The organism is Burkholderia sp. AU30198, assembly GCF_020419825.1.
Taxonomy (GTDB): Bacteria; Pseudomonadota; Gammaproteobacteria; order Burkholderiales; family Burkholderiaceae; genus Burkholderia.
In genome coordinates this window covers 1-24,411 of the sequence record NZ_JAIZSA010000021.1, presented here as the reverse complement: position 1 = coordinate 24,411, position 24,411 = coordinate 1, and the positions used below count along the sequence as shown (strand labels likewise).

Genomic DNA, 24,411 nt, shown 5'->3' with positions numbered 1-24,411 from the left:
AGATTTCTTATGTTCTGGTTGGGTCAGGGGCGGCGCGCGCGGCGTGGTGTTCTAGTGCGCGCGCCGGAAACGGAGCGTCGGCGCGGCGGCGTCAGTACTTCATGACGACGAGGCGCGTCTGCGTGAATTCGAGCATCCCGTGCTTGCCGTCGTCGCCGCCGAGGCCCGAGCGCTTCCAGCCGGCGTGGAAGCCCTGGTACGGGTCGGCCGGTGTGCGGTTCACGTACAGCTCGCCGGCTTCGATCGCATTCGCGACGGTCATCGCGGTGCGGTAGTGCTCGGTGTAGAGCACCGACGACAGGCCGAACTGGTGGTCGTTCGCTTGCGCGATCGCTTCGTCGATCGTCGTGTAGCGCAGCACGGGCATGACCGGGCCGAAGGTTTCCTCCTGCACGATCTCCATGTCCTGCCGGCAGTTCGTCAACAGCGTGGCCGGATAGAAGAAGCCCGGGCCGGCCGGGATCACGCCGCCGGTTTCGAGCGTCGCGCCGGCCGCGACTGCACGTTCGACCATCCCGTGGATGTGCGCGCGTGCCGATGCGCTGACGAGCGGGCCCATCCGCGTGGCGTCTTCCGCACGGTCGCCGCTGCGCACGGCCGCCATCTTCTCCTTCAGCAGCGCGACGAAGCGGTCGTGCACGCTGTCGTGCACGTACACGCGCTCGATCGCCGTGCAGAGCTGGCCGCAGTGCGTCGTCTTCGACGCGACGAGCGCAGCGGCCGCGCGTTCGAGGTCGGCGTCGGGCTCGATGATCGCGGGCGTCTTGCCGCCGAGTTCGAGCGACGGCTTCGCGATGTTCGCCTTGCAGTAGTCGAGTACCTTGCGGCCCGCGTTCACGCTGCCGGTCAGCGTGATCATGCCGACCGCCGGATGCGTGCACAGCGCTTCGGCCGTCGCGTGGTCCATCGTCAGGATGTTGATGACGCCCGGCGGGAAGCCGGCATCGTCGGCCGCCTTCGCGATCTCGAACGCGGACACCGGCGTGTGGTTGCTCGGCCGCACGACCACGGTGTTGCCGGCGATCAGCGCGGGCGCGACCTTGCGCAGCAGCGTGTAGACGGGATAGTTGAACGGGATCAGGCACGCGACGACGCCGATCGGCTCGCGCTGCAGGAACAGGTTTTCGTCGGGCGTGTCGCTCGGAATGATCTCGCCCTCGATCCGGCGTGCCCACTCGGCGTGGTAGCGCGTGATCTGGCCCGCGTAGACGGCTTCGTTCGACGCGTCCTCGACGCTCTTGCCGGATTCCTGCGCGAGCGCCGCGCCGATCTCGGGCGCGCGTGCGGTCAGTGCGTCGGCGAAGCGGTGCAGGTACGCGGCGCGCTCGGCGCTCGGCAGCTTGCGCCATGCCTTCTGCGCGGCGGCTGCGGCGTCGACGGCGGCGAGCGCGTCGGCCGGCGTCGCGGCCGGCACGCGCGCGAACGGCGCTTCGGTGGCGGGATTGCGGACGACGATGAACGTGTCGCTTTCCGGGGCGACGAAACGGCCGTTCACGTAATTGCGTTCGGTGCGCATGAAGTGACTCCTCCGATGAATGCAGGCGGATCGCTTCGAGTGGCGACACGCGTGGCACGGGATGGAGGCCATTCTGTTCATGCGTTTAGCGCACGGCAAACGACTTATTTTTGTGCCGGGCATGAGAAAAACGCACGTTACTCGGCGGATCGGCCGGAGTCGCCCGTCGGGCAAGGCTGCGGCGGCGCGGGCCGGGGCGGGGCCGCCGGTGGCCGGGAAGGATTTTCAGACGGGGCCGGATGCGGATGGGCGTGGAAGCCGGTAAGGTGTCGCCCGCGGCCGGTGGTCGACGGCGATCGACGGCGATCGGGTCGGGGCGCGTGGTCAGGCCAGCGGCACTTGCGGCAGTGGCGACGACGGTTCGAGATGGCGCTTCGCGAGCCAGACTTCCTGTTGCAGCCAGTCGCGGAACTGGACGATGTGCGGCAGGTTCGTCTGCTCGGGCCGCGTGACGAACCAGTACGACTGGTGGCCATCGACGTGCACGTTGAGCACCTGCATCAGTTGCCCGGTTGCGAGTTCGCGCGCGACCATGTGGCGGTCGGCGATCGTGATGCCGAGGCCGTCGATCGCCGCGCGGATCGCGTGGTCGAGCAGGTCGAATTCGTAGCCGCCGCGCGTGTCGACGTCGGCGATACCGGCGGCCTTCAGCCAGTGCTGCCAGGTCAGGTAGCGCTGGTCGTCGGTGGCGAGCACATGCAGCAGCGTGAAGCGGTTCAGGTCGATCGGCGCGCCGTCTTGGCGCAGCCGCGCATACAGCGCGGGCGCGCAGACGGCGATATGCTGCTCCTGCATCAGCAGCGCGTTGTCGAAGCCGTCCCATTCGCCGTCGCCGAACCGGATCGCGCAGTCGAGCACGCGCGATTCGCCGAGGCTGTCGTGAATGCGGGTCGTGAGGCTCAGCTCGAATTCGGGATGCGCATCGCGCAGCCGGCCGAGGCGCGGCATCAGCCAGCGCGCGGCGAAGGTGGGCGGCACGTTCGCGCGCAGGCGGTTCAGGTGGGTTTTTTCCTGCAGGCTGCGCACGGTCAGCTCGATCTTGTCGAACGATTGCTGCAGCGCGCGCAGCAGCACGCGGCCGGCCGCCGTCAGTTCGAGCTGGTGATGGCGGCGCTCGAGCAGAGTTTCGCCGAGCTGGCCCTCGAGCTGGCGAACCTGGCGGCTCACCGCGCTCTGCGTCACGTTGAGCAGTTCGGCCGCGCGCGTGAAGCTGCCGGTGCGGCCGGCCATCTCGAAGGCTTTCAGCGCATTCAGCGCTGGCATCTTGCGTCTCACGGGGCGGTGTCGTGTTTGGTGCGGGATGCTTATTGTAGGCGGGTGGCGAGGGCGCGGGGACGATGAATCGCGGCGACGGAGGGCGCCGGGGTTTGACGGTATGGCAGTCGGCGCGCCTTGCTGTGACAAGGCTGGCCGCAGGAGGGCCGGCGATGCCGGCCGGCAACGACACGAACGATACGAACGAAAGGGACACACATCATGCGACGCCTGCCATCGTTGATCGCGCTGCGATTTTTCGAGGAGACCGCGCGTCACCTGAGCTTCAACCGCGCGGCGGTCTCGCTGTGCGTGACGCAGGGGGCGGTGAGCCGGCAGATCCGGCTGCTCGAGGAAGCGCTCGGCGCGCGGCTGTTCGAGCGCGATCACAAGGGCGTGCGCCTGACCGATGCCGGCCAGCGGTTGCTGCCGTTCGTCGGGCAGGCGTTCGACACGATCGAGCGTGGCGTCGGCGAAATCGCTGCGACGCGGCCGGGTGCGAAGCGGCGGCTGACGGTGTCGCTGCCGCCGACGTTCGCGACGCAGTGGTTCTCGCCGCGGCTCGGCACGCTCGCGGAGGCGCTGCCCGACGTCGAGCTGTCGATCCGCACGGAGCCGGCTGACGATTGCCATTGCCACATCCGCTTCGGGCGCGCGGCGCGCGCGGGGATGCAGTCGGAGCTGCTGATGATGGAGCGGCATGCGCTCGTCGGCGCGCCGCGCTATCGCGGCGATGCGCTCGACGTGCTGCTCGGCCGGCTGCCGTCGTTGCATGTGCTGCACGAAGGCAAGCGCCTGACGCTGTGGGCCGACTGGTGCGAGCAGGCGGGCGTGCCGCTGGCGCGGATCGGCGACGGTATCGAGTTTTCGACGCTCGAACAGGCGATCCGCGCGGCGCGCAAGGGCGCGGGGCTCGCGGTGGTCGACCTGAACATGATCGAGGAGGAGATCGGCGAAGGCAGCCTCGTGCGGCTGTCGCCGGTGCAGCCGATCGGGCCGTTTGGGTATTGGCTCGATGTCGAGCCGGAGAGTGTCGCGGTCGAGCCGGTGGTCGCGTTTGCGGCGTGGTTGCGGGGGCAGGCGGGAAGGAGGGGGTAGGGCGGGTGCCGCGATGCTGAGACGCGGCTGATCTTTCTGTGGAAACAATCGGATCAGTCCGCGCCTGTCGTGCTGTGCTTCCTGCTTGGGTGTCTGTCAAAGATCGTTACGAGCTGAAGACTGGCTGGATCGTCGTCGCAGCGAACCGTGCGGTTGCGTTCCATTGCCGCGGGTTACAGGTCGGGGTCGTGCCCGAAGTGCATGAGTGTTTCCCGGCGCCCCCAGAATTCTATGTCGGCGATCGTTTCGACAGGCATCTGGCACTTCGAGAGATCGATGCGCCCGACGTTGAAGACGGCGCGGCGCGGTGGGGATACCGGCATGTTGGCCGTCCGCGTGTCGTGCCCGACGGCGGACTTGCGCATGACGCGCGCCAGGCTGTGATGGAGTTCGGTTGCGACCAGCGCGTCGAGGAGTTGCCTGGCTTCGGAGCTGAGGGCGAGGCGATGCCGGGTCACCGGCCGGTCGCGCTTCGCCGCGGGGCGCGTGATCCGGAATCCGGCAATCGGCGTGTGCTTTGCGTTCATTCGTAAATCCCCTTTTCGATCAAGTATCTTTGCAGCGCCCGCACGGAGGTGCCGTGCGGTGTGACGTCGAATGTCATCCAGCGATGTGATCCCGCCACGCGCCAGAAATCTCGGCCGAATCGCGTCGCATAGAGCGCGCGCAGCGACCGGAGCGATCCGTCGGCAAGACCGACCGGGTGCCCCTGGAAATACTGGAACAGCGCCGCTTCATCGCCGCACTTGTCGGGAATGGGCGCGTCGAAACCGAACCGTGGCCATGCGTAATACCCGAATAACCGGCGGCCGCCCGGTTTTGGCGCTGCCTTCCGGCCCCCTGCTGCGAATGCAATGATTCGAGTGATGTCCAACGTATCAGACGCCCTGACGATCCGCCACAGCATCGCCGCGCCGAATCCCGCGATTGCGTGATCGACGAGATCGATCGTCTTGAGTTCGAGTAGGGATGTGTCCGATTCTCGACGGACCGACACGCGGTTTTCGGATCGGATCCAGGTGGGATTCGTGACCGAGAAGGTCAACTGGCCTCTGCTGTCGAGATAGGCTTGAATGTCCGATCCGGCGGGCGCTCCGCACAACGAAACGAGCAGTGCGTCAGGGACGTCGCCGTTCACACCAAGAAACGCGGAAATATCGAGATCGTTTCGATCGACCTCGAGCCGATCGTCGAAGTACGACGTTTCGTATGGCAGAACATGACTGAGATCGACGGGTCGAGCGGGCATGGCTTCCGGCGATGAGTGGAAAGCCCCCAGCATATCGGCGCGAATCCGGCGGGCAGAGTCCGCCAAACGGCTAATCGCGAGACGGAGCGATCGCCCGTCCCGCCCGCCTTACGACCAGTCGAACGTCAGCAGCGCCACGCGGCTGGCCGGCTCGTAAAACAAGAGAATCGAGTCTGCGCCCATCGCGCGGTATTCCCAGCCGGTGACGCTGGCGACGAAGCGAAAGCGCGCCCCGTCGGGGCCGATCGGCCGGATGTTGTCGGGATCGCTATCGTCGATCGGAAAATCCGAGGTGCCCGACCAGTTGCCCCAGCCGACCGATCCGCCGAGCTGGTCGATCAGGTTGCACGGTTCTTCCTGGCTGAAATCGCGCTCGTCCGGCGCGTACTGGTTGGACGAGTAGAGCACGCCGTATTCGGCGAACCGCTGGCGCGCGGCTTCGATGCTGGCCTGCTGCTCGGCGTAGTGCGCCTCCAGTCCCTCGCGATAGCCCGCGTCATGCGCGCCGGGCGGGTTTTCCAGATAGAAGTAGCGCGGGTCGCCGAGCAGTGTGTAACGGTTGTTGTCGTCGAGCCGGAATGCGATCCAGTTCGCGCGCAGATAGTCGTTGTGGTACGCGGCCGTGTCCTGCCCGACGAGCCTGTCGTACGGTTCGATGGGGCTGAGCAGGTGGATCCAGCCCTCCCACGACGGATTGACCGCCGACAGGTCGATCGACACGAGCGGATGCAGATGGCGCGCGAGTGCGGCGTTGGACTCGGCAAAGACGTCGGTGTCTGGCGGGTAGACCTTCAGGCCGGGTTGTGGCGTGACGATGTCTTCAATCATGATCGGTGCTCGCACGGGGAGGGTCCGGTAAGGCTACACGAGTGAAGGCGGAAATGTCCGGCGCTAAGGCAGCCCGCCTGAAGCACGTCCGGTTCCGTCCATCCGCCTTATCGGCACGTCGAAAGCATTCGCGCCGACCCCCTGGAGGTCGCCTTGTTGATCTGAATGCGTGTCAAACATCGTACTTCAAGGCGGGGAAGGATAGGGTAGACGCCGTAGGCGTCCTTTCGGGCGGCTAGTGGGGCGCTTTCTGTTGGTCGATGTATTTGCGAATGATTTCGACAGGCGCTCCGCCACAACTTCCGGCGAAGTATGACGGAGACCCCAGCGCGCCGCCCCACAACTTTTTACGAATGCTCGAGTAGCACTTGAAAGACGTAATAGCGACCACGTCGAATGGCTTGACTCGCTCTTGTGTGCCAGACATACAATCGTCCGATGCGACGACTCCAGGCCTTCAAGTTCGAACTGATGCCGAACGGCGAGCAGCAGCGCGATATGCGCCGCTTCGCCGGAGCGTGCCGGTTCGTCTACAACAAGGCACTGGCGTTGCAGAAGGAGAACTACGAGGCGGGCGGCAAGTTCATTGGCTACGTAGCGATGGCCAAGCATCTGACGGAGTGGCGTAACGGAGGCGAAACGCCATGGCTCAAGGGCGCACCCGTTCACCCGTTGCAACAGGCTCTCAAGGACATGGAGCGGGCCTACAAGAACTTCTTCGCCAAGCGAGCGGCGTTTCCGAAGTTCAAGAAGCGCGGCCAGCGCGACAGTTTTCGCTACCCGGACCCCAAGCAATTCAAGCTCGACCAGCCCAATGGGCGCATTTTCCTGCCCAAGCTGGGCTGGATGCGGCTGAGGCTGTCGCGTCCCGTGCTGGGCGAACTGCGCAACGCAACGGTCAGCTTCAACGCGGGCAAGTGGAGTGTCTCGATCCAGACCGAGCGGGAGGTCGAGCAGCCGGTGCCCCATGCCACCCGCGTGATCGGCATCGATGTGGGCATCGTCCGCTTCGCCACGATGAGCGACGGCACGTTTATCGCACCGCTCAACAGTTTCAGGAAACATGAGGCTCGTCTGCGCCGATGCCAACGTGCGATGAGCCGCAAGGTCCAGTTCAGCAATAACTGGATAAAAGCCAAGGCCAGAGTCCAGCGCATCCATGCGCGGATCGGCAATGCGCGCCGCGACTACCTGCACAAGGCCACGACCACGATCAGCCAAAACCACGCGATGGTGTGTATCGAGGACTTGCAGGTTCGGAATATGTCCAGGTCGGCGGCGGGTAGCACCGATGCACCGGGCAAGAACGTTCGGGCCAAGTCCGGTCTGAATAAGGCCATCCTCGACCAAGGGTGGTTCGAGTTCAGGCGGCAGTTGGAATACAAGCTGGCTTGGAATGGCGGCTGGCTGGTGGCGGTCCCGCCCGCGAATACAAGCCGGACGTGTCCGGCTTGTGGATACGTGAGTGCGGATAACCGGACCGCGCAGGAAAAATTCGCTTGTGTCGAATGCGGTTACGCGGAGAACGCCGATGTCGTCGGCGCTCTGAACATTCTGGCGCGGGGACACCGCGTTGCAGCCTGTGGAGAGCCGGTGAAGTCGGGCCGCTCAATGAAGCAGGAACCCGCTGAGGCGATCTGAGATAAGCATCATCATTTCAGACGCGGTAGGAATCCCCCGTCTTCAGGCGGGGGAGGATGTCAAAATAGTTGATAGCTGGGATACGCTGGATGCATCGAATTCAATCCGGTCGGGAGGTTGACATGATCACTGCAGAATTGGGGCAGCAATTGGAAGCTTACGTCGCGAAGCTGGTCGAATCGGGGCGCTACGGATCCAAGAGCGAAGTGCTTCGCGAAGGCGTGCGCCTGATTCAGGATCGCGAGGCACAGCTGAACGCGCTGGACGCGGTGATCGCGCGCAGCCTGTCCGATGCGGAAGCCGGACGCGGCGCCGATGCGGCGGAAGTCTTCGATCGTCTCGAGGCGAAGTATCGGGCCCAGGCGGATCGGCAGGCCTGACCGTGCGCCTGTCCGATTTTGCGATTGCCGAACTCGAAGCGATCGCGGATTACATTGCACGCGACAACCCGCAACGCGCCGTGACGTTCGTGCGGGAAATTCGCGACAAATGCCTGGGCCTGGCCGGGATGCCGCTGGCGTTTCCGCTGGTGCCGCGCTTCGAGCGTCACGGCGTGCGGCACCGCGTGTACGGCAACTACCAGATCTTCTATCGGGTCGTTGTCGATCCGCCGACGCGGATCGACATTCTTCATATCCTGCACGGCGCGCGGGACTACGCGTCGATTCTGTTCTGAGCGAACGCCCTCATCGCATCGTGTCCGGAATGAACGAACCCGGCCACGGCCCGGTTCGTCCGAATCGCACTCGGCATCGCCGCAGCGCATCAGCGGCGTGTCGATGCGAAAGCCTCGATTGAGCGCGATGAAGCAGGCGAGCACACCACCCGCCGCCCTCGTCAATGCCCCGACGCCTCCTCCAGCGTCAGGTGCTTCGTCTCCGGTGCCCACGCGATCGACACGATCATCCCGACCAGCAGCACGCCCGCGAGCGCGAACATCGTCGCGTGAAAGCCGAGCGTCGCGATACCGACCGGCAGCAGGAACGTGCCGATCGCCGAACCGAGCCGGCTGCATGCGATCGCGAGACCCACGCCGCTCGCACGCACTTCGGTCGGGAAGCACTCGGGCGGGAACACGCCGACGAGGTTGCTGAATGCCGACATCGTCAGCGTGAAGACCGCGAACGCGACGATCATCGCGATGGCCGCCGACGACGGCAGCACCGCCAGCGCGACGAGCGACGCGCACGTCACCGCGAACGAGCCGATCAGGAAGCCGCGCCGCGACAGCCGGATCGTCAGCCAGATGCCGATCAGCGCGCCCAGCACGAGGAAGCCGTTCAGCAGCAGGTCCGCGCCGAAACCTTCGGCAAGGCCGATCGTCTTCAGGATCGTCGGCAGGAACGTGTAGATCGCGAAATACGGAATCACGAGGCAGACGAAGAACGCGCAGTTGAAAACCGTGCGGCGGATCAGGTCACGCTGGAACAGCCGCGAGAAGCCGCCGTGCGCATGCGGCTCGGTCGAACCGTCGAGCATCACGTGCGGCCCGAAATGCTTCGCGACGATCGCACGCGCCTCCTGCACGCGCCCTTTGCCGAGCAGCCAGCGCGGCGATTCGGGCGTGCCGATCCGCAGCACCAGCACGATCAGCGCGGGCAATGCCGCCGACGCGAGCAGCCAGCGCCAGGCGTCGGGCGTGGCGTCGCTGTACGCGAGGCCGAGCACGTTCGCGGCGACATAGCCGATCGTCCAGATCACGCTGAACGATCCGAGCAGCGCGCCGCGATGCTTGCGCGGCGAGAATTCGGCGAGGATCGCATGGCCGACCGTGAAGTCGCCGCCCATCCCGAAGCCGATCAGCACGCGCAGCAAACACAGTTCGAGCGGAGACGTGACGAAGAACTGCGCGAACGCGGCCGCCGTGATGATCACGAAGCTCGTCAGGAAGATCTTCTGCCGGCCCATCCGGTCGGACAGCCAGCCGAACACGAGGCTGCCGAAGAAGATGCCGATCAGCGCCGAGCTGCCGATCATTCCCATCCAGAACGCGTCGATCGGCATCTGCTTGCCGAGCGCTGCCAGCGCGTAGCCGATCGTGCCGAGCGTGTAGCCCTCGGTGAAGTGCGCGCCGAACGTCAGGCCGGCGATCTTCAAGTGGAAACGGTTGAGCGGCACGTCGTCGAGTGCGACGGGGCGGTGCGGCACATCGGCGCCACGCGACAGCGGCAATGCGCGGGCCGTGCCGGATTGAACGTTGGCTTGAGTCAAGCTGCCTCCTGGATTGTTATCGGGTGCGCAGCGGCGCGCGCAGGCGGAACGCCGCCGCGAGCGTCGTGCGAGGCGCCGCGCGGCCGGGCGGCGCGCGGCGCGGGTCGACCGCGGGGAGCGGCCGGTGGTGGTCAGCGGCCGAGGCCGGCCATCAGCGTGTACTTGAGTTCCACGTATTCGTCGAGGCCGTACTTCGAGCCTTCGCGGCCGAGCCCCGATTGCTTGACGCCGCCGAACGGCGCGACTTCGGTCGAGATGATCCCGTCGTTGACGCCGACCATCCCGCTTTCCAGCGCACCCGACACGCGCCATGCACGGCCGAGGTCGCGCGTGTAGAAGTACGCGGACAGCCCGAACGGCGTGTCGTTGGCCGCGGCCACTGCCTCCTCCTCGGTCGAGAAGCGGAAGCAGCCGGCGACGGGGCCGAAGGTTTCCTCTTCGGCGATCAGCATGTCGGCCGTCATGCCGGTCAGCACGGTCGGCTCGTAGAACGTGCCGCCGAGCGCGTGACGCTTGCCGCCGATGAGCGCGTGCGCGCCCTTCGCGGTGGCGTCGGCCACGTGCCGCTCGACCTTGCCGAGCGCCGCCTCGTTGATCAGCGGCCCCTGGTCGACTTCACCCGCGAGCGCGTTGCCGACGCGCAGCTTGCGCACGGCGTCCGCGAGCTTGCGCGTGAACGCGTCGTACACGCCGTCCTGCACGAGAAAGCGGTTCACGCATACGCAGGTCTGGCCGGTATTGCGGAACTTCGACGCGATCGCGCCTTCGACCGCTGCATCGAGATCAGCATCGTCGAAGACGATGAACGGCGCGTTGCCGCCGAGTTCGAGCGACAGCTTCTTCAACGTGTCGGCCGACTGCTTCGCGAGCAGCTTGCCGACCCGCGTCGAGCCCGTGAACGACAGCTTGCGCACGACGGACGAATGCGTGAGTGCCTCGCCGATCGCCACCGCGTCGCCCGACACGACGTTGAACACGCCGGCCGGCACGCCCGCGCGCTCGGCGAGCACCGCGAGCGCGAACGCCGACAACGGCGTTTCCTCGGACGGCTTCAGCACCATCGTGCAGCCGGCCGCGAGTGCGGGGCCGGCCTTGCGCGTGATCATCGCGAACGGGAAATTCCACGGCGTGATCGCCGCGACGACGCCGACCGGCTCGCGCGTGACGACGATCTGCGCATTCGGCTTCGGGCTCGGGATCACGTCGCCGTACATGCGCTTCGCTTCTTCCGCGAACCATTCGAGAAAGCTCGCCGCGTACGCGACTTCGCCGCGCGCTTCCGCGAGCGGCTTGCCTTGCTCGCGTGTCAGCAGCTCGGCGAGCGCGTCGCGATTTTCCAGCATCAGCTCGCCCCAGCGCTTCACGCGGGCGCCGCGCTCCTTTGCGGTCAGTGCGCGCCAGGCCGGAAACGCGCGCGCGGCGGCGTCGATCGCGCGCTGCGCGTCGTCGGCGCCGCCCTTCGCGACCTTCGCGATCGTCTCGCCGGTCGCCGGGTTCAGCACCGGATAGGTCGCGTCGCTCGCGCCGTGCGCTTCGTGCCATTCGCCGCCGATGTAATGGCCGGTCCTCAGAAATTCGTTCATGGTGTGTCGTTCCTTCAATGCCTCGGAGCCTCAGTGCCTCAGTCCGCCGCGAAACTGCCCTGCGCCGGACGCGACTCGCGCGCGATGCGCTTGCCGGCCGTGTAGTCGTTGATCAGGTCGCACGGCGTGTAGTTGCGTTCCAGCTCGTGCAGCTCTTCTTCGGTGAGTTGCGTCTCGAGTGCGCCGAGCGCGCTGTCGAACTGCGCGACGGAATCCGCGCCGACCAGCATGCTCGCGACGCCGGGACGGCTCAGCACCCATGCCTGTGCGATCTGCGCGGGCGGCACGCCGCGGCGCTTCGCGACCTTCGCGACCGATGCGGCGATTGCGAGCGACGAAGCATCGCCGTACATCTGCGCGGTGAAGAAGTCGGTCTGATTGCGCGTCGATTGCGGCTCGCAGGTGAGCAGGCCGCGCGCGAGCGGGCTGAACACCGACACGCCGACACCCTGGTCGATGCAGTACGGCACCATCTCGCGCTCTTCCTCGCGATACGCGAGGTTCAGCTGCAGCTGCATGTTGATCGGCTTGTCCCAGCCGTTTCGTTCGCAGGCCTGCATGATCTTTGCGAACTGCCACGTGTACATCGTCGATACGCCGATATAGCGCGCCTTGCCCGCGCGTACGATGTCGTGCAGCGTGCTCATCGTTTCCTCGACGGGCGTGTTCACGTCGAAGAAGTGCAGCATGAAGATGTCGACGTAATCCATCCCGAGGCGCTTCAGCGACCCGTCGATCCCGTCGAGCACGTGCTTGCGCGAATGGCCGCCCGCGTTCGGGTAGCTGCCCATGTCGTAGCCGACCTTGGTCGTCACGACGAGCTCCTCGCGGCGCGCGTTGCGCTTCAGGATGCGGCCGACCACTTCCTCGCCGACGCCGGTCGAATAGAAATCCGCGAGATCGATGAAGTTCACGCCGGCGTCGAGCGCGCGGCGCACGATCGGCTCGCTCTGCGCTTCATCGAAGATCCAGGGCTTCCATTCGGGGGTGCCCATGTTCATCGTGCCGAGACACAGGCGGGACACCTTCAGGCCGGACTGGCCGAGGCGGACGTATTCCATGTTTCCTCCAGGTGCGGCCTTGTGTCGGCCGCTTGTCGTCGTCAGTTTTTCTTCGGGGTGTAGAACGGGTTCGACACGTCGCGCGCGGCGGCGAACACCGCGTCGCGATGCGGCAGCCCTTCCATCGCCGCGACGATCGCATTGCGGCACGCGCGATAGTTGTTCTCGAACACGGCATCGAGATCGTCGGTCTGCGGGTTCACCCAGTTCGCCGACACGACGACCCAGTCGTTCTCCGCTTCGGGCGGCAGCGTGCCGTTCTCGAGCGCTTCGGCCACGGCTTTCGCAATGCCGGCCTGCGACGCGCCCCACGTGGCATTGCCGTGGAAATCGCTGGCGATCTGCGCCTTGTTCACGTACAGCGTGAGCGGCTTGGTCGGCACGCCCGGCTGCGCGATCACGACGAACGGTGCATGGCCGGCCGACGGCGTCGCGAGTGCGGTCGCGAACGCTTGCCCGGCCGGGCCGTTGCGCGGGCCGACCAGCACGTTGATGTGCGCGAGGTTGACGCCGGGGCCTTCGAAGCCTTCGCCGATGTAAAGCTGCCTGGGTTGGGATGCGGTCATTGCGGTGTCTCGTCGATGAGGTTGGGTGTGAGGCGATTGTGGTGGGCCGCGGCGCGGCCGGTGAATCGATGATTTCTGATCGGGCTATGAGTTTTCGTCGTCTCCGGGAAAGCCCTGAGCCCGGCACGCGAATGCCCGCCGGGCGGGCCTCGGCCGTTGTCGTGACGGCGGGCGGGGCGGGATCGGCGGGTGGGCATTCGCGTACCGGCTCCGGGTTTGTCATACCCGGGCAGGGGTTGGAGGGCCGGGCGCATCTGGACAACAATCGGCGTACTCCGAGCCCTATCTTTCGTCTTCCCTTCTTTTTTCGAAAGCGAGTAATTCCGATGGCTGCCATTCAAAGGCCCGATTGGTCGAAGCTCAGTTCGCTCGATCCGGAGCTGATCCGGGCATTCGTCGCGGTGGTCGAGAGCGGCGGCTTCACCGCGGCGGCCCGGCAACTGCATCGCACGCAATCGACGATCAGCCTGCGCATCCGCACGCTCGAGGAGCGGCTCGACACGCACCTGTTCATGCGCAACAGCCGGCGGCTCGAACTGTCGCGTGACGGCGAGAATTTCCTGATCCATGCGCGCCGGATCATCCAGGTGCAGAACGACGCGATCCTCGCGCTGAAGCAGGCGAGCAGCGACCGTGGCGTCGTGCGCTTCGGGTTGCCGGAGGACTACGCGGAGCTGTGGTTGCCCGACCTGCTGAAGTCGTTCTATGCGATGCGGCCAGGCGCGCGCTTTCATGTGCATTGCCGCACGTCGCTCGAATTGCTCGAACGGTTGCAGGCCGGCGAGCTCGACGTCGCGCTCGTCGTGCGGCATGGGCCGAACGCGGGCGGCCGGCTGCTGGGCCGTCACGACGTCGTGTGGGCCGCGCACCAGGACTTCGCGCTCGGCCCGCAGGCGTCGGTGCCGCTCGCGCTGTTTCCGGAGACGTGCTGCTACCGGCAGCGCGGGCTGCAGGCGCTCGCGACGGCCGAGCGGCCGTATCACGTCGTCTATACGAGCCAGAGCCCGACCGGCATCAAGATCGCGGTGAACCACGGCGCGGCCGTGACGATGATCGATCGCTGCACGCTGCCGGAGAACTGGCGCGTGCTCGACGAGACGGACGGGCTACCGCCGCTGCCGGCAGCCGATCTCGAACTGCATCGCTCGCCGGGCATCTGCGATCCGCTGACCGACGATCTCGTGTCGCTGATCGAATCGATGGTCGACGAGCGGCGGCGCGCGTCGCTCGAGGCGTTCGCGTAGCGGGGCGGCCGCAGTGTAGGCACGGCTGGCGCGAGCTGTTGCACGCGACTACCGTATGCGCATGACGGCCGCACGGCCAGCCGCCAGTCGAGAGTCGAGAGTCGAGAGCCGAGAGCCGAGAGCCGAGAGCCGAGAGCCGCCAGCCGCCAGCCGCCAGCCGCGAGCCGCCGGCCACCGGCCACCGGCCACCGGCCACCAGCCACCAGCCACCAGCCACCAGCCACCAGCCGCCGGTCGGCACTGCGTTGTGCGCCGCATGCGGTTTTTGCACCGCCGCGTCGTTTTTTTGCACGACGTTTATGCGGTCTCTTCTAAGCTGGGGAGGTGTCGAACAGCCGAGACGGCTTCCGTCCGCTCCATGACCTTCATTCATCCCGTTCCCGCCTTCAATGTCGCCGGCCGCCAGTTGCGCGCCGGCGCACGCAACAACGTCATTCCTTTCCCGCCGCCGCGCCCTCGCCTGCAGTTGCCCGTCACGCTGACGGCCGACTCCGGTGAACGCGCGCACACCCGGCTCGCGGCGCTGCTGCATTCCCCGCTCGGTGTGTACGTCGTCAGCGCGCGCGCCGTGCGCGACGTGGTTCACGTGCACTTCGACATCGCGCCGGAAGACCTGGATTTCACGCTGCACATGCTGATCGCGCAGCAGGCCGATGCGGTGATCGGGCCGGTCGCGCGCCGGTTGCGGGTCGGACCGAAGGCGCGGTGAAGCGCTGGCGGGTGGATACCCGCTCGCCGATGGCGCGCGTGATTCGCGGTCGGGGCGTCAGTCGCCGCGCCGGCCGCGAACAGGTGGCGGATAGGCGTGCGCCGCGTTGCGCGCGGCGCCGATCCTGAATACGGAGTGTTCATGTATCTCACGGAAGAAGTCCCTGTCGCGCGGCCGGCCAGCCGTCGCGTCCGGACGGCGTCGCTGCCGTCGGGCCAGCAACTCGCGCGTCAGCTCGTGACGACGGTGCGCGTGGCCGAAGTGCTGCTGCATCAGGCGATCGTCGTGCCCGACGGGCATCAGTGGTCGGTCGACACCGAGCGGGTCGATGCGGCCGGCGGGCCGCTCGCGGCCTGGGAGACCTGCGTGATCTGGCGGATCGGCAAGGTGTTCGCGCCGACGGTGAGCCCGGCCGCGCGCGTCAACGATCGCGACCAGATCGCGGTCGAGATCCGGCTCTGTCTGCCTGAACAGGACTACGTGGCCGAGCGGCGCGTGAGCACGTTTGGCCGCTGCCACGGCAACCGCTTCGGCGCGACGCTGTCGGTCGCGTCGGGCGCGCAATGGGGCTGGCAACGCACGGAGCACGTCGCACCGGAACGCATGCAGGTGCGCGGAGCTACGCTGGAAGCGCTCGTCGATGCGGTGGCCGCGAACGTCAACGCGGCGCTGGGCGCGGCCGGGTTCGTCGCGACGCGCTGATCACGCGTCGCCGGTCTGCCCGGTCTGGCGCTGCAGGTCTTCCATCAGCTGTTCAGCGAGAAAGTCGCACGGCGGCCGCTTCGATTTGGTGCTGCGCGCGAGGATCAGTTCGAGCGGCGGCAGGTCGGGCAGCCCGTGCGAGCGGCCGAGCATCGACAGTTGCGCGGGAATCGCACAGCGCGCGAGCGGCGCGACCGCGAGGCCGGCCTCGACCATGCTGAGCAGCCCGAGCAGGCTCGGGCTTTCATAGGAGGTGCGGTACGGCACCTTCGCGCGTTCGAGGCTGCGGATCGCGTTCTCGCGCGCGACGCTGCCCGGCATGAACACCGCGATCGGCAGCGGCCGCTCTTCCCACACGCGCGGCCCGTTCGTCATCGCGGCCCACGCCATCGGCTCGTGGCGGATGAAATCGCCGGACAGCCCCTTGATCCGCGTGCCGCAGACGAGGTCGACCGTGCCTTCCTTGATCAGCGGCGCGAGCGCGCTGCTCGGCAGCCCCATCACCTGGATCTCGACCTTCGGGTAGGTTGCCGAGAATTTCTTCAGGACCGACGGCAGCAGCGACGACGCATAGTCGTCCGGTACGCCGATCACGACCTTGCCGGTCACTTCCGGCCGCACCACGGCCGCCCACGCCTCGTCGCGCAGCGCCAGCATTCGTCTGGCGAATCCCAGCAGCACCTCGCCCTCGCGCGTCAGCACGATGCTGCGCGGTTTGCGCACGAACAGCGGCCGCCCGATCGCGTCTTCCAGGCTCTTGATCTGCATGCTCACGGCCGACTGCGAGCGGTTCACGGCCTCGGCGGCGCGGGTCATGTTGCCGGTCTCCGCGACGGCGACGACGGTGGCCAGCACGTCGTGATCGAGCATCTTCATGGGTATCAGGAAAACTGAACGTAACGATCAGCATTATGCGTTTTTATTGTTGCTGTGTGTCTGCCATAGTGCGATCACGCTGACGTTTCGCCCGAGGGCGGCGCGGCGCCCCGGCCGGTCGATCCGGCGTGCAGGACTGAACAGGAAAGCGTGGTGTATCGATGATGGACCATCCGTTGCGCGCCGCACTGGCCGCGGAATTGCATGCCCGGCCGTTCCTGCGGCTCGCCGAAGCCGTATCGCTCACGCATTACGCGATCTACGCGGACGGCCAGCCCGACATCCACGAAACGCTGCTGCACGCGCTGTGCCGCGACACCGGTATCGCCGCGCCGCACGAAGGCGCGACGCACTACGCGGTGCAGTCGCCGAGCAGCTGGCACCTGAAGTGGGAACGCCATACCGAATTCTCGACCTTCACGTTCGTCGCGCCGCGTCGCGACACCGGCTATTTCGACGATCTCGCGATCGAAGGCATCCCGGCCGCGTGGTTCGCGAGGCTGGCCGGCATCCGCTTCGTCGCGGTACGCATGGAGCTGCTGACGGGCGACGCCGCGCGGCTCGTCTGCGGCGACCTGCGCCGCTGGATCGACGGCCCCGCGCTCGTCGGCAGCAACGTGCTTGGCGGCGGCAAGGTGTTCTGCGACTGGCATGTGCGCGACGACGGCTTCATGCGCTTTCTCGTCGTCGACGAGGATTTCCGCGAGGAGCAGGGTGGCCGGCTGCTGCAGCGCCTGTATGAAATCGAGACCTACCGGATGATGGCGCTGCTGGCGTTGCCCGTCGCGCGCCGGATGAGCCGCGAGCTCGACGAGATCCACGCGGCGCTGCACACGCTGATGCAGCGGATGGACGCGAGCGGGGCCGACGGCGACGACACGGCACTGCTCGTCAAGCTCACGCATCTCGCGGTGCGGGTCGAATCGCTGTCGGGATCGGGCGCGCGCTTCAGCGCGTCGCGAGCATACGAAAAGCTCGTGCTGGCGCGCATCCACGAGTTGCGCGAGGAGCGTATCGAAGGGATGCCGACGATCGCCGAATTCATGGAGCGGCGCTTCGCGCCGGCGATGGAAACCTGCCGCAGCGTATGGGCGCGCCATGAGCAGATCGCCGCGCGGATCGCGCGGGCGGTCGACCTGCTGCGCACGCGCGTGAATCTCGCGCAGGAAAAGGACGTGACGCGCCTGCTGGCCGGAATGGAGCGCACCGCGCGCAATCAGCTTCATCTGCAGCACGCGGTCGAAGGGCTGTCGGTGGCGGCTATTTCGTACTACGTGCTGTCGCTCGCGACGGCGGCGTTCAAGGCGCTGCACGTGATGAACCTGCCGGTCGATCCCGAACTGGCGGAGGGCCTGCTGATCGCGCCGGTCGTGTTCGCGGTGATTCACATCACGCGGCGCACGCGCGCGCAGCTGGCGCGATCGGAGGCCGCGCATGACGGTACGCCGGTGCACGCGGCGGTATTGAAGCAGGTTGGTTAGAACATCAAAAACATGATCAGGTAAAGGAGTGGAGATGACTTTTTCGCAGACACAACCGGGCTTTTACAGTGGTTTCGATGCCGCGTTCGACGAGCCGGCACCGGATGAGCCGGGCACGCCGGAAGCGCCGCGCGTGACGTCGTATCAGGCCGTGCTGCAGGAGCCGATGACGTCGCTCGTCGGGAATACGATCGACCGGCCGGACGTCGCGGCGGTGGCGATTCTCGGGTACAACTGACGCAACGCCGGGCGCGTAACCCGCCCGCCCGGCCGCGCGGCGTCCGCCCGCTGCCGCTGCGCGGTCAACCGCCGGCGCGCATGCGCGGCATCGTCGGGTACGCGACCCATCGGGCGTCGATCTTGCGCCCGGGCAGGAAATGAAACTCGAGGTAGCCGTCGTGCCGGTTCGGCAATGCCGGCACGGCGACGTCGGTTTCGACGATTTCAGGCGCCTGGTTCCGGGCGTCTTCTTCGGGCGTCAGATCGTACGTGATCCTGACGTGCCAGGTTTTCTTGCCGCGCGGCACGCTCATGCAGCACACGGTGCCGCCCCCGCCGCCGAACTGGCGCGCGTGCACGCTGCCGGCGCCGAAGCCGTCGACCACGAAGCTGTAGACGCCACGATCGGTGTAGTTGAATCCCACGACCCGATACGGGCCGTCGGCACGCGTCTGTGCGTGGACCCACCAGGCTGCGCCCACCAGCAGCGCGGAGATGGCAAGCGGGTTGAGCGTCATGCGGCGTAACAGGTTCGACATGTCGATGTTCCCCTGAGTCGGTTTGCTTTCGACGAGCGGTTGCGGGCGGTGTCCGGGCGCGTGACGCGTGCCCCGGCGGCCGAGATCATCGCGCGCGCCTGACAGGCCCGGCCCCGTGCGCCAGCGCCAGTTCGACGAACGCACGCGCGGCCGCACTCCGGTACGCGCCCTTGCGCTGCAGCAGCACGGCCGTGCGCCGCAGGACGGCCGGATCGAGCGCGATGGCGACGAGATCGTCGTGCCCGGCCGCGATCGTCGCGGGCAGCAGCGTCGCGAGGTTCGTGCGGCGCACGATCTCGATCACCGCCCCCAGCGAATTCGCTTCCATCAATACGCGCGGTCGCACGTCGTGCTCGCGGAAATAGCGGTCGATCTGCACGCGTGTCGCGAACTCGGCCGTCAGCAGCACGAGCGGCGCATCGTGCAGCGCGCGCAGGCCGGCCTTGCGTTTCGCGGCGAGCGCATGCCGACGGCTCACGACGAGCGCGAGCGTTTCGACCAGCAACGTTTGCGCTTCGATATCCGCCGTCTGCACCTCGTCGAACGCGATGCCGACATCGAGCTCGTCGTCGACGAGCAACGCCTCGATACGCTCCTGCGACATCTCGCGCACCGACAGCGACACGTCCGGGTAGCGGCCGTGAAACGCCTCGACGAGCGGCCCGACGAGATAGCTCGTGAAGGTTGGCGTGACCGCGATCCGCAGCGAGCCGCGGCTCAGATCCTGCACGTCATGAATCGCGCGCCGGCCTTCCGCGAGATCGTGCAGCGCCTGCCGCGCATAGCGGAAATACACGTCGCCGGCATCGGTCAGCCGCGTCACGCGCCCGCTGCGGTCGAACAGTTGCGCGCCGAGCGTCTCCTCGAGCTGGCGGATCTGCTGGGACAGCGCGGGCTGCGACACATGCAGCGCGGCGGCCGCGCGCGTGAAGCTGCGATGCTCGGCGACGGCCAGGAAGTAATGGATATGGCGCAGCAGCATGGCGGCTCCTATAAGTCCTGCTTATCTGGTGGATCATAAATCAGTCTTTTACGTTATTGGAAGTGCAGCGTAACCTGCCCTTCATCGATTTCACCCGCACCGGAGAACACGCGATGAAGGACATCATCGAAGGCTTCCTGAAGTTCCAGCGCGATGCGTATCCGGCGCGTGCCGCGCTGTTCCGCGATCTCGCGCGCAGCCAGAATCCGCGGGCGCTGTTCATCTCGTGCTCGGACAGCCGGCTCGTGCCCGAACTCGTCACGCAGCGTGAACCGGGCGACCTGTTCGTGATCCGCAATGCCGGCAATATCGTGCCGTCGTACGGCCCCGAGCCGGGCGGCGTGTCGGCGTCGGTCGAATACGCGGTGGCCGCGCTGCGCGTGACCGACGTCGTGATCTGCGGCCATTCCGATTGCGGCGCGATGACCGCGATCGCCACCTGCCAGTGCATGGACCACATGCCGGCCGTCGGCCACTGGCTGCGCTACGCCGATTCCGCGCGCGTCGTGAACGAGGCGCGCACGCATCGCAGCGAACGCGAGCGGATCGACTCGATGGTGCGCGAGAACGTCGTCGCGCAACTGGCGAACCTGAAAACGCACCCTGCCGTGCGGCTCGCGCTCGAAGAAGGGCGGCTCGCGTTGCACGGCTGGGTATACGACATCGAATCGGGCTGCATCGACGCCCATGACGGCGCGACCGGCCGGTTCGTCTCCCTGGCGGACCATCCCGAGGTTCGTGCCACGCCCGCGACGCTCCCCGTCGCGGCCTGAATCGCTCCCACCCCACCACGAGGAATTGCCATGATCCAGTCCCAGCACAGTCAGACTGCCCGCCACGCGCTTGCCGAGATCGTCGTGCTCGCGAAGGCGCGCAAGAACCTGTCGTTCGCGCAGCTCACCGAAGGCACGGGCCTGAGCGAAGCGTTCGTGACGGCCGCGCTGCTCGGCCAGCATGCGCTGCCGGCGGACGCTGCGCGCAGCGTCGCCGACAAGCTCGGCCTCGACGACGACGCGGTGCTGCTGCTGCAGACGATCCCGCTGCGCGGCAGCATCGACGACCGCGTGCCGACCGACCCGACCATTTACCGCTTCTACGAAATGCTGCAGGTGTACGGCACGACGCTGAAGGCGCTCGTTCACGAGAAGTTCGGCGACGGCATCATCAGCGCGATCAATTTCCGGCTCGATGTGAAGAAGGTCGACGATCCCGAAGGCGGGTCGCGCGCGGTGATCACGCTCGATGGCAAGTACCTGCCGACCAAGCCGTTCTGACGCCGGTGCGGTGCCGCTGCAGCGGTGCCGCGCAGGTTCCCGCCCGACGTGCGTCGGCTGCCGGCCGGCGCACGGCCCGCCATTCCGTTTCAACGAGGACGCAGCCATGGATTTTGTGAAACGCACGATCGATCTTGCGATGAAGAACGTGGAAGAGGGCGGCCGCCCGTTCGCGACGGTAATCGTCCGCGACGGCGAGGTCGTCGCGGAGAGCCCGAATCTCGTCGCGCAGACCAGCGACCCGACCGCGCACGCCGAGATCCTCGCGGTGCGCGATGCGTGCCGCAAGCTCGGCACCGAGCACCTGACCGACTGCGAGATCTACATTCTCGCGAGCCCGTGCCCGATGTGTCTCGGCTCGCTGTACTACTGCAGCCCGAAACGCGTGATCTACATCACGACGCGCGAGGACTACGCGCCGTTCTACCGCGACGACCGCAAGTATTTCGAGCTCGACACGTTCTATGCCGAATATGCAAAGCCGATCGGCGAACGCCGGCTGCCGATGGTGCAGCAGAAGCACAGCGATGCGATCGGCGTCTACCGGCGCTGGAAGGAACTGAACGCGAAGTGACTTGACCCGCGCGGCGCACCGGCCGCGCGTGGCAGCCGCCCGGCTGCTCGTTTTCCCCACCCTCCGTATCACCCGGCGGCGCCCGTGCCGCCGGGCGCCCGCGCTGCCGCACGGGGCCGGCTCGTGCCCCCGTTTTTCAGTCTCCCCAAACATCGATCCCGTTCAATGTCCGGAACGGAAATCCGCGATCCAAAAGGTTTTTGACGGGTTTAAAAATTCGCACTGGAGACGACAGAACCGTGCGGAAAGCTCGATGAAAACCGATGAAATCTTCATGACAGCCAACGCGACGACCCCGGTTGGTCGTAACTGATGGCCACCGATCGCCGTGCGTTCCCCCACACCTGTTTCGTTGCGCCATTCGTTCCGGACGAGGAATCGCTCGATTCCTCTCCACCAGCACCGCGCGGCCGCCCGGCCGGTCGTGCCTGACGCCTGAGATTCGCTTACCTGCTTAAAACGGACCATCATGAAACGGGATTCATTCAGTACACCTGATGCGATGCATCGCCCGACGACGGACATGCTCAAGCCGAACGACGCGTTCGTGCGCATCGAAAATGTCGTGAAGAAATTCGGCGACAGCACGGCCGTCGACAACGTGAACCTGACGATCGCGAAGAACGAGCTGTTCGCGCTGCTCGGCAGCTCGGGCTGCGGCAAGTCGACGTTGCTGCGCATGCTCGCCGGGCTCGAGACGGCCACCTCCGGCAAGATCTTCGTCGACGGCGAAGATCTCGCGTCGCTGCCGCCGTACCGCCGCCCGGTGAACATGATGTTCCAGTCGTACGCGCTGTTCCCGCACATGTCGGTCGAATCGAACGTCGCGTTCGGCCTGAAGCAGGAAGGCACGCCGAAGAACGAGATCAAGGAGCGCGTGGCCGATGCGCTCGCGCTCGTGCAGATGAGCAAGTACGCGCAGCGCAAGCCGCACCAGCTCTCCGGCGGCCAGCAGCAGCGCGTCGCGCTGGCCCGCTCGCTGGTCAAGCGCCCGAAGCTCCTGCTGCTCGACGAGCCGATGTCCGCGCTCGACAAGAAGATCCGCCAGAAAACCCAGCTCGAACTCGTGAACATCATCGAGAAGGTCGACGTGACCTGCGTGATGGTCACGCACGACCAGGAAGAGGCGATGACGATGGCGAGCCGCCTCGCGGTGATGAGCGAAGGCAAGATCGTGCAGATCGGCGCGCCGGGCGAAGTCTACGAATTCCCGAACAGCCGCTTCTCCGCCGAATTCATCGGCTCGACCAACCTGTTCGAGGGCCGCGTGGTCGAGGACGAACCCGATCACATCTTCGTCGAGAGCGACGACCTCGAAGCGCGCATGTACGTGAGCCACGGCATCACCGGCCCGCTCGGGATGCCCGTCGGCATCTCGGTGCGTCCGGAACGCATTCACGTGTCGCGCGAGAAGCCGGGCTCGAAACACAACTGGGCACGCGGCGTCGTCACCGACATCGCGTACATGGGCAGCTACTCGCTGTACCACGTGCGCTTGCCGAGCGGCAAGACGGTCGTGTCGAACCTGTCGAGCTCGCACCTGTTGAACGACAACGCACCGGCGTGGAACGACGACGTGTTCGTGTCGTGGTCGCCGGCCAGCGGCGTCGTGCTGACGCAATGAGGACGCCACGATGAGAACCTCTGCTTCCACGCCCTCCACGCCGGTGTCGACCGGCGCCGCGAGCACCGGCGCCGGACGTGCCCGCCCGGGCCGCTTCGACCTGCTGTCGCGCTTCCTGCCGTCCGGCCGCAGTGTCGCGATCGGCGTGCCGTTCGTATGGCTCGCGATCTTCTTCGCGCTGCCGTTCGTGCTGGTGCTGAAGATCAGCTTCGCCGACCAGGTGATGGGCATCCCGCCGTACACGTCGCTCGTCGAGATCAAGGACGGCGTCGTGCACTTCGCGCTGCAGCTGTCGCACTACGCGTTCCTGCTGCAGGACGACCTGTACATCGCGACCTACCTCAGCTCGCTGAAGATGGCCGCCGTGTCGACGGTGCTGTGCCTGCTGATCGGCTATCCGATGGCTTACTACATCGCGCGCTCGGAACCGAACCGCCGCAACGTGCTGATGATGGCCGTGATGCTGCCGTTCTGGACGTCGTTCCTGATCCGCGTGTACGCATGGATCGGGATCCTGAAGGATGACGGACTGCTGAACCACACGCTGATCGCGCTCGGCATCATCCACACGCCGCTGCGCCTCTACCACAGCGATGCCGGCGTCTACATCGGGATGGTCTATTCGTACCTGCCGTTCATGGTGATGCCGCTGTACGCGCACCTCGTGAAGATGGACCTGACGCTGCTCGAAGCCGCGTACGACCTCGGCGCGAAACCGTGGGTCGCGTTCACGCGGATCACGCTGCCGCTGTCGAAGAACGGGATCATCGCCGGCAGCCTGCTGGTGTTCATCCCCGCAGTCGGCGAATACGTGATTCCCGAGCTGCTCGGCGGCGCCGACACGCTGATGATCGGCCGCGTGATGTGGGATGAATTCTTCAACAACATGGACTGGCCGATGGCGTCCGCGGTGACGGTCGCAATGGTGATGCTGCTGCTGGTGCCGATGGCGCTGTTCCAGTACTACCAGGTCAAGGAACTGGGGGACGCGAAATGATCAAGCCGAGCAAACCGCTGTCGACAGGCGTTCTCGCCTTCGGCTTCCTGTTCCTCTACATCCCGATCATCAGCCTGATCGTGTACTCGTTCAACGAGTCGAAGCTGGTGACGGTGTGGTCGGGCTTCTCGCTGAAGTGGTACTCGGCGCTGCTGGACGACGACGAGCTGCTGACCGCCGCAT

Annotated in this window: 27 protein-coding genes and 2 pseudogenes; 15 read left to right on the top strand and 14 right to left on the bottom strand. The window is 66.4% G+C overall.

Annotated features, from left to right (window positions below):
* Positions 1-91: 91 nt before the first annotated feature.
* On the bottom strand, positions 92-1,516 hold the full coding sequence (gene aldA, locus LGN19_RS33210) for an aldehyde dehydrogenase (RefSeq protein ID WP_226219470.1): 1,425 nt from the start codon (positions 1,514-1,516) through the stop codon (positions 92-94).
* Positions 1,517-1,840: 324 nt separating this feature from the next.
* The gene (locus tag LGN19_RS33205) at positions 1,841-2,779 is read right to left on the bottom strand and encodes a LysR substrate-binding domain-containing protein (RefSeq protein WP_011356424.1); all 939 of its coding nucleotides are present in this window, start codon (positions 2,777-2,779) and stop codon (positions 1,841-1,843) included.
* A 213-nt stretch (positions 2,780-2,992) separates the two neighbouring features.
* Here LGN19_RS33205 and LGN19_RS33200 point away from each other — a divergent pair, with 213 nt between their 5' ends.
* Positions 2,993-3,868: a LysR family transcriptional regulator gene (locus tag LGN19_RS33200; RefSeq protein WP_226219468.1), complete on the top strand. Its 876-nt coding sequence runs from the start codon at positions 2,993-2,995 to the stop codon at positions 3,866-3,868.
* Between the two features lie 173 nt (positions 3,869-4,041).
* Here the strand turns inward: LGN19_RS33200 and LGN19_RS33195 are convergent, their stop codons facing one another.
* The 4 genes and pseudogenes from LGN19_RS33195 to LGN19_RS33180 all read right to left on the bottom strand — a co-directional run.
* Positions 4,042-4,395, bottom strand: a complete 354-nt coding sequence (locus LGN19_RS33195) for a hypothetical protein (RefSeq protein WP_226219466.1) — start codon at positions 4,393-4,395, stop codon at positions 4,042-4,044.
* Positions 4,392-5,150 (bottom strand): hypothetical protein, encoded by a 759-nt coding sequence (locus LGN19_RS33190; RefSeq protein WP_226219464.1) that lies wholly within the window; start codon positions 5,148-5,150, stop codon positions 4,392-4,394. The genes LGN19_RS33195 and LGN19_RS33190 overlap by 4 nt, the downstream gene beginning before the upstream one ends.
* A 75-nt stretch (positions 5,151-5,225) precedes the next feature.
* Positions 5,226-5,945, bottom strand: coding sequence for a hypothetical protein (locus tag LGN19_RS33185; protein ID WP_226219463.1), 720 nt, complete (start codon positions 5,943-5,945; stop codon positions 5,226-5,228).
* A gap of 235 nt (positions 5,946-6,180) precedes the next feature.
* Positions 6,181-6,309: pseudogene (locus tag LGN19_RS33180) on the bottom strand (transposase); the annotation flags it as partial.
* Positions 6,310-6,383: 74 nt separating this feature from the next.
* On the opposite strand from LGN19_RS33180, the gene LGN19_RS33175 reads away from it, so the two are divergent.
* The 3 genes from LGN19_RS33175 to LGN19_RS33165 all read left to right on the top strand — a co-directional run bounded on the left by LGN19_RS33175 (position 6,384) and on the right by LGN19_RS33165 (position 8,262).
* Entirely contained in the window at positions 6,384-7,586 is a 1,203-nt protein-coding gene (locus LGN19_RS33175) for an RNA-guided endonuclease InsQ/TnpB family protein (protein WP_175219005.1), read from the top strand.
* Between the two features lie 122 nt (positions 7,587-7,708).
* Positions 7,709-7,966: a type II toxin-antitoxin system ParD family antitoxin gene (locus tag LGN19_RS33170; protein WP_122948656.1), complete on the top strand. Its 258-nt coding sequence runs from the start codon at positions 7,709-7,711 to the stop codon at positions 7,964-7,966.
* Positions 7,967-7,968: 2 nt separating this feature from the next.
* On the top strand, positions 7,969-8,262 hold the full coding sequence (locus LGN19_RS33165; RefSeq protein ID WP_413227261.1) for a type II toxin-antitoxin system RelE/ParE family toxin: 294 nt from the start codon (positions 7,969-7,971) through the stop codon (positions 8,260-8,262).
* 161 nt (positions 8,263-8,423) lie between these two features.
* Here the strand turns inward: LGN19_RS33165 and LGN19_RS33160 are convergent, their stop codons facing one another.
* The 4 genes from LGN19_RS33160 to fae all read right to left on the bottom strand — a co-directional run bounded on the left by LGN19_RS33160 (position 8,424) and on the right by fae (position 13,007).
* A complete protein-coding gene (locus tag LGN19_RS33160; protein ID WP_226219572.1) occupies positions 8,424-9,758 on the bottom strand; it encodes an MFS transporter in 1,335 nt (444 codons plus the stop codon).
* A gap of 170 nt (positions 9,759-9,928) precedes the next feature.
* A complete protein-coding gene (locus tag LGN19_RS33155) occupies positions 9,929-11,380 on the bottom strand; it encodes an NAD-dependent succinate-semialdehyde dehydrogenase (RefSeq protein ID WP_226219462.1) in 1,452 nt (483 codons plus the stop codon).
* Between the two features lie 38 nt (positions 11,381-11,418).
* A complete protein-coding gene (locus LGN19_RS33150) occupies positions 11,419-12,441 on the bottom strand; it encodes an aldo/keto reductase (RefSeq protein ID WP_122948660.1) in 1,023 nt (340 codons plus the stop codon).
* 41 nt (positions 12,442-12,482) lie between these two features.
* The gene (fae, locus tag LGN19_RS33145) at positions 12,483-13,007 is read right to left on the bottom strand and encodes a formaldehyde-activating enzyme (RefSeq protein WP_011356415.1); all 525 of its coding nucleotides are present in this window, start codon (positions 13,005-13,007) and stop codon (positions 12,483-12,485) included.
* A 326-nt stretch (positions 13,008-13,333) separates the two neighbouring features.
* Between fae and LGN19_RS33140 the strand changes: the two genes are divergently transcribed.
* The 3 genes from LGN19_RS33140 (at position 13,334) to LGN19_RS33130 (ending at position 15,662) form a co-directional block, all read left to right on the top strand.
* Positions 13,334-14,251: a LysR family transcriptional regulator gene (locus tag LGN19_RS33140; protein ID WP_122948662.1), complete on the top strand. Its 918-nt coding sequence runs from the start codon at positions 13,334-13,336 to the stop codon at positions 14,249-14,251.
* 358 nt (positions 14,252-14,609) lie between these two features.
* A complete protein-coding gene (locus LGN19_RS33135) occupies positions 14,610-14,960 on the top strand; it encodes a hypothetical protein (RefSeq protein WP_226219570.1) in 351 nt (116 codons plus the stop codon).
* Between the two features lie 141 nt (positions 14,961-15,101).
* Complete coding sequence (locus tag LGN19_RS33130) at positions 15,102-15,662, top strand: hypothetical protein (protein ID WP_226219461.1); 561 nt, start codon at positions 15,102-15,104, stop codon at positions 15,660-15,662.
* On the opposite strand, the gene LGN19_RS33125 is transcribed toward LGN19_RS33130, so the two are convergent.
* Positions 15,663-16,538 (bottom strand): LysR family transcriptional regulator, encoded by an 876-nt coding sequence (locus LGN19_RS33125; RefSeq protein WP_006485479.1) that lies wholly within the window; start codon positions 16,536-16,538, stop codon positions 15,663-15,665.
* Between the two features lie 161 nt (positions 16,539-16,699).
* Between LGN19_RS33125 and LGN19_RS33120 the strand changes: the two genes are divergently transcribed.
* Positions 16,700-18,019, top strand: a complete 1,320-nt coding sequence (locus LGN19_RS33120) for a DUF3422 family protein (RefSeq protein WP_226219459.1) — start codon at positions 16,700-16,702, stop codon at positions 18,017-18,019.
* A 34-nt stretch (positions 18,020-18,053) separates the two neighbouring features.
* On the top strand, positions 18,054-18,257 hold the full coding sequence (locus LGN19_RS33115; RefSeq protein WP_122948666.1) for a hypothetical protein: 204 nt from the start codon (positions 18,054-18,056) through the stop codon (positions 18,255-18,257).
* Positions 18,258-18,321: 64 nt separating this feature from the next.
* Here LGN19_RS33115 and LGN19_RS33110 read toward each other — a convergent pair whose 3' ends face one another.
* Together LGN19_RS33110 and cynR are read right to left on the bottom strand one after the other, a co-directional pair.
* Entirely contained in the window at positions 18,322-18,777 is a 456-nt protein-coding gene (locus LGN19_RS33110) for a DUF3304 domain-containing protein (RefSeq protein ID WP_226219457.1), read from the bottom strand.
* An 85-nt stretch (positions 18,778-18,862) separates the two neighbouring features.
* Positions 18,863-19,759 carry a transcriptional regulator CynR gene (cynR, locus tag LGN19_RS33105; protein WP_226219456.1) on the bottom strand — a complete coding sequence of 299 codons (897 nt, stop codon included), beginning with the start codon at positions 19,757-19,759 and terminating at the stop codon, positions 18,863-18,865.
* A gap of 113 nt (positions 19,760-19,872) precedes the next feature.
* Here cynR and LGN19_RS33100 point away from each other — a divergent pair, with 113 nt between their 5' ends.
* From LGN19_RS33100 to LGN19_RS33090, 3 genes are all read left to right on the top strand, one after another.
* Positions 19,873-20,532 carry a carbonic anhydrase gene (locus LGN19_RS33100; RefSeq protein WP_043178750.1) on the top strand — a complete coding sequence of 220 codons (660 nt, stop codon included), beginning with the start codon at positions 19,873-19,875 and terminating at the stop codon, positions 20,530-20,532.
* Positions 20,533-20,562: 30 nt separating this feature from the next.
* Positions 20,563-21,033 (top strand): cyanase, encoded by a 471-nt coding sequence (cynS, locus tag LGN19_RS33095; protein WP_226219454.1) that lies wholly within the window; start codon positions 20,563-20,565, stop codon positions 21,031-21,033.
* A gap of 106 nt (positions 21,034-21,139) precedes the next feature.
* Positions 21,140-21,607, top strand: a complete 468-nt coding sequence (locus LGN19_RS33090) for a nucleoside deaminase (protein WP_226219452.1) — start codon at positions 21,140-21,142, stop codon at positions 21,605-21,607.
* A 162-nt stretch (positions 21,608-21,769) separates the two neighbouring features.
* Here the strand turns inward: LGN19_RS33090 and LGN19_RS33085 are convergent, their stop codons facing one another.
* Complete coding sequence (locus LGN19_RS33085; protein WP_226219586.1) at positions 21,770-22,132, bottom strand: hypothetical protein; 363 nt, start codon at positions 22,130-22,132, stop codon at positions 21,770-21,772.
* Between LGN19_RS33085 and LGN19_RS33080 the strand changes: the two genes are divergently transcribed.
* The 3 genes and pseudogenes from LGN19_RS33080 to LGN19_RS33070 all read left to right on the top strand — a co-directional run.
* The gene (locus tag LGN19_RS33080; RefSeq protein ID WP_226219568.1) at positions 22,110-23,231 is read left to right on the top strand and encodes an ABC transporter ATP-binding protein; all 1,122 of its coding nucleotides are present in this window, start codon (positions 22,110-22,112) and stop codon (positions 23,229-23,231) included. The two genes, LGN19_RS33085 and LGN19_RS33080, sit on opposite strands and share 23 nt — an antisense overlap.
* Positions 23,232-23,241: 10 nt before the next feature.
* A complete protein-coding gene (locus tag LGN19_RS33075) occupies positions 23,242-24,228 on the top strand; it encodes an ABC transporter permease subunit (protein WP_226219450.1) in 987 nt (328 codons plus the stop codon).
* Positions 24,225-24,411 (top strand): annotated as a pseudogene (locus tag LGN19_RS33070) (putrescine ABC transporter permease PotI); the annotation flags it as partial. The gene LGN19_RS33075 and the pseudogene LGN19_RS33070, both read left to right, overlap by 4 nt.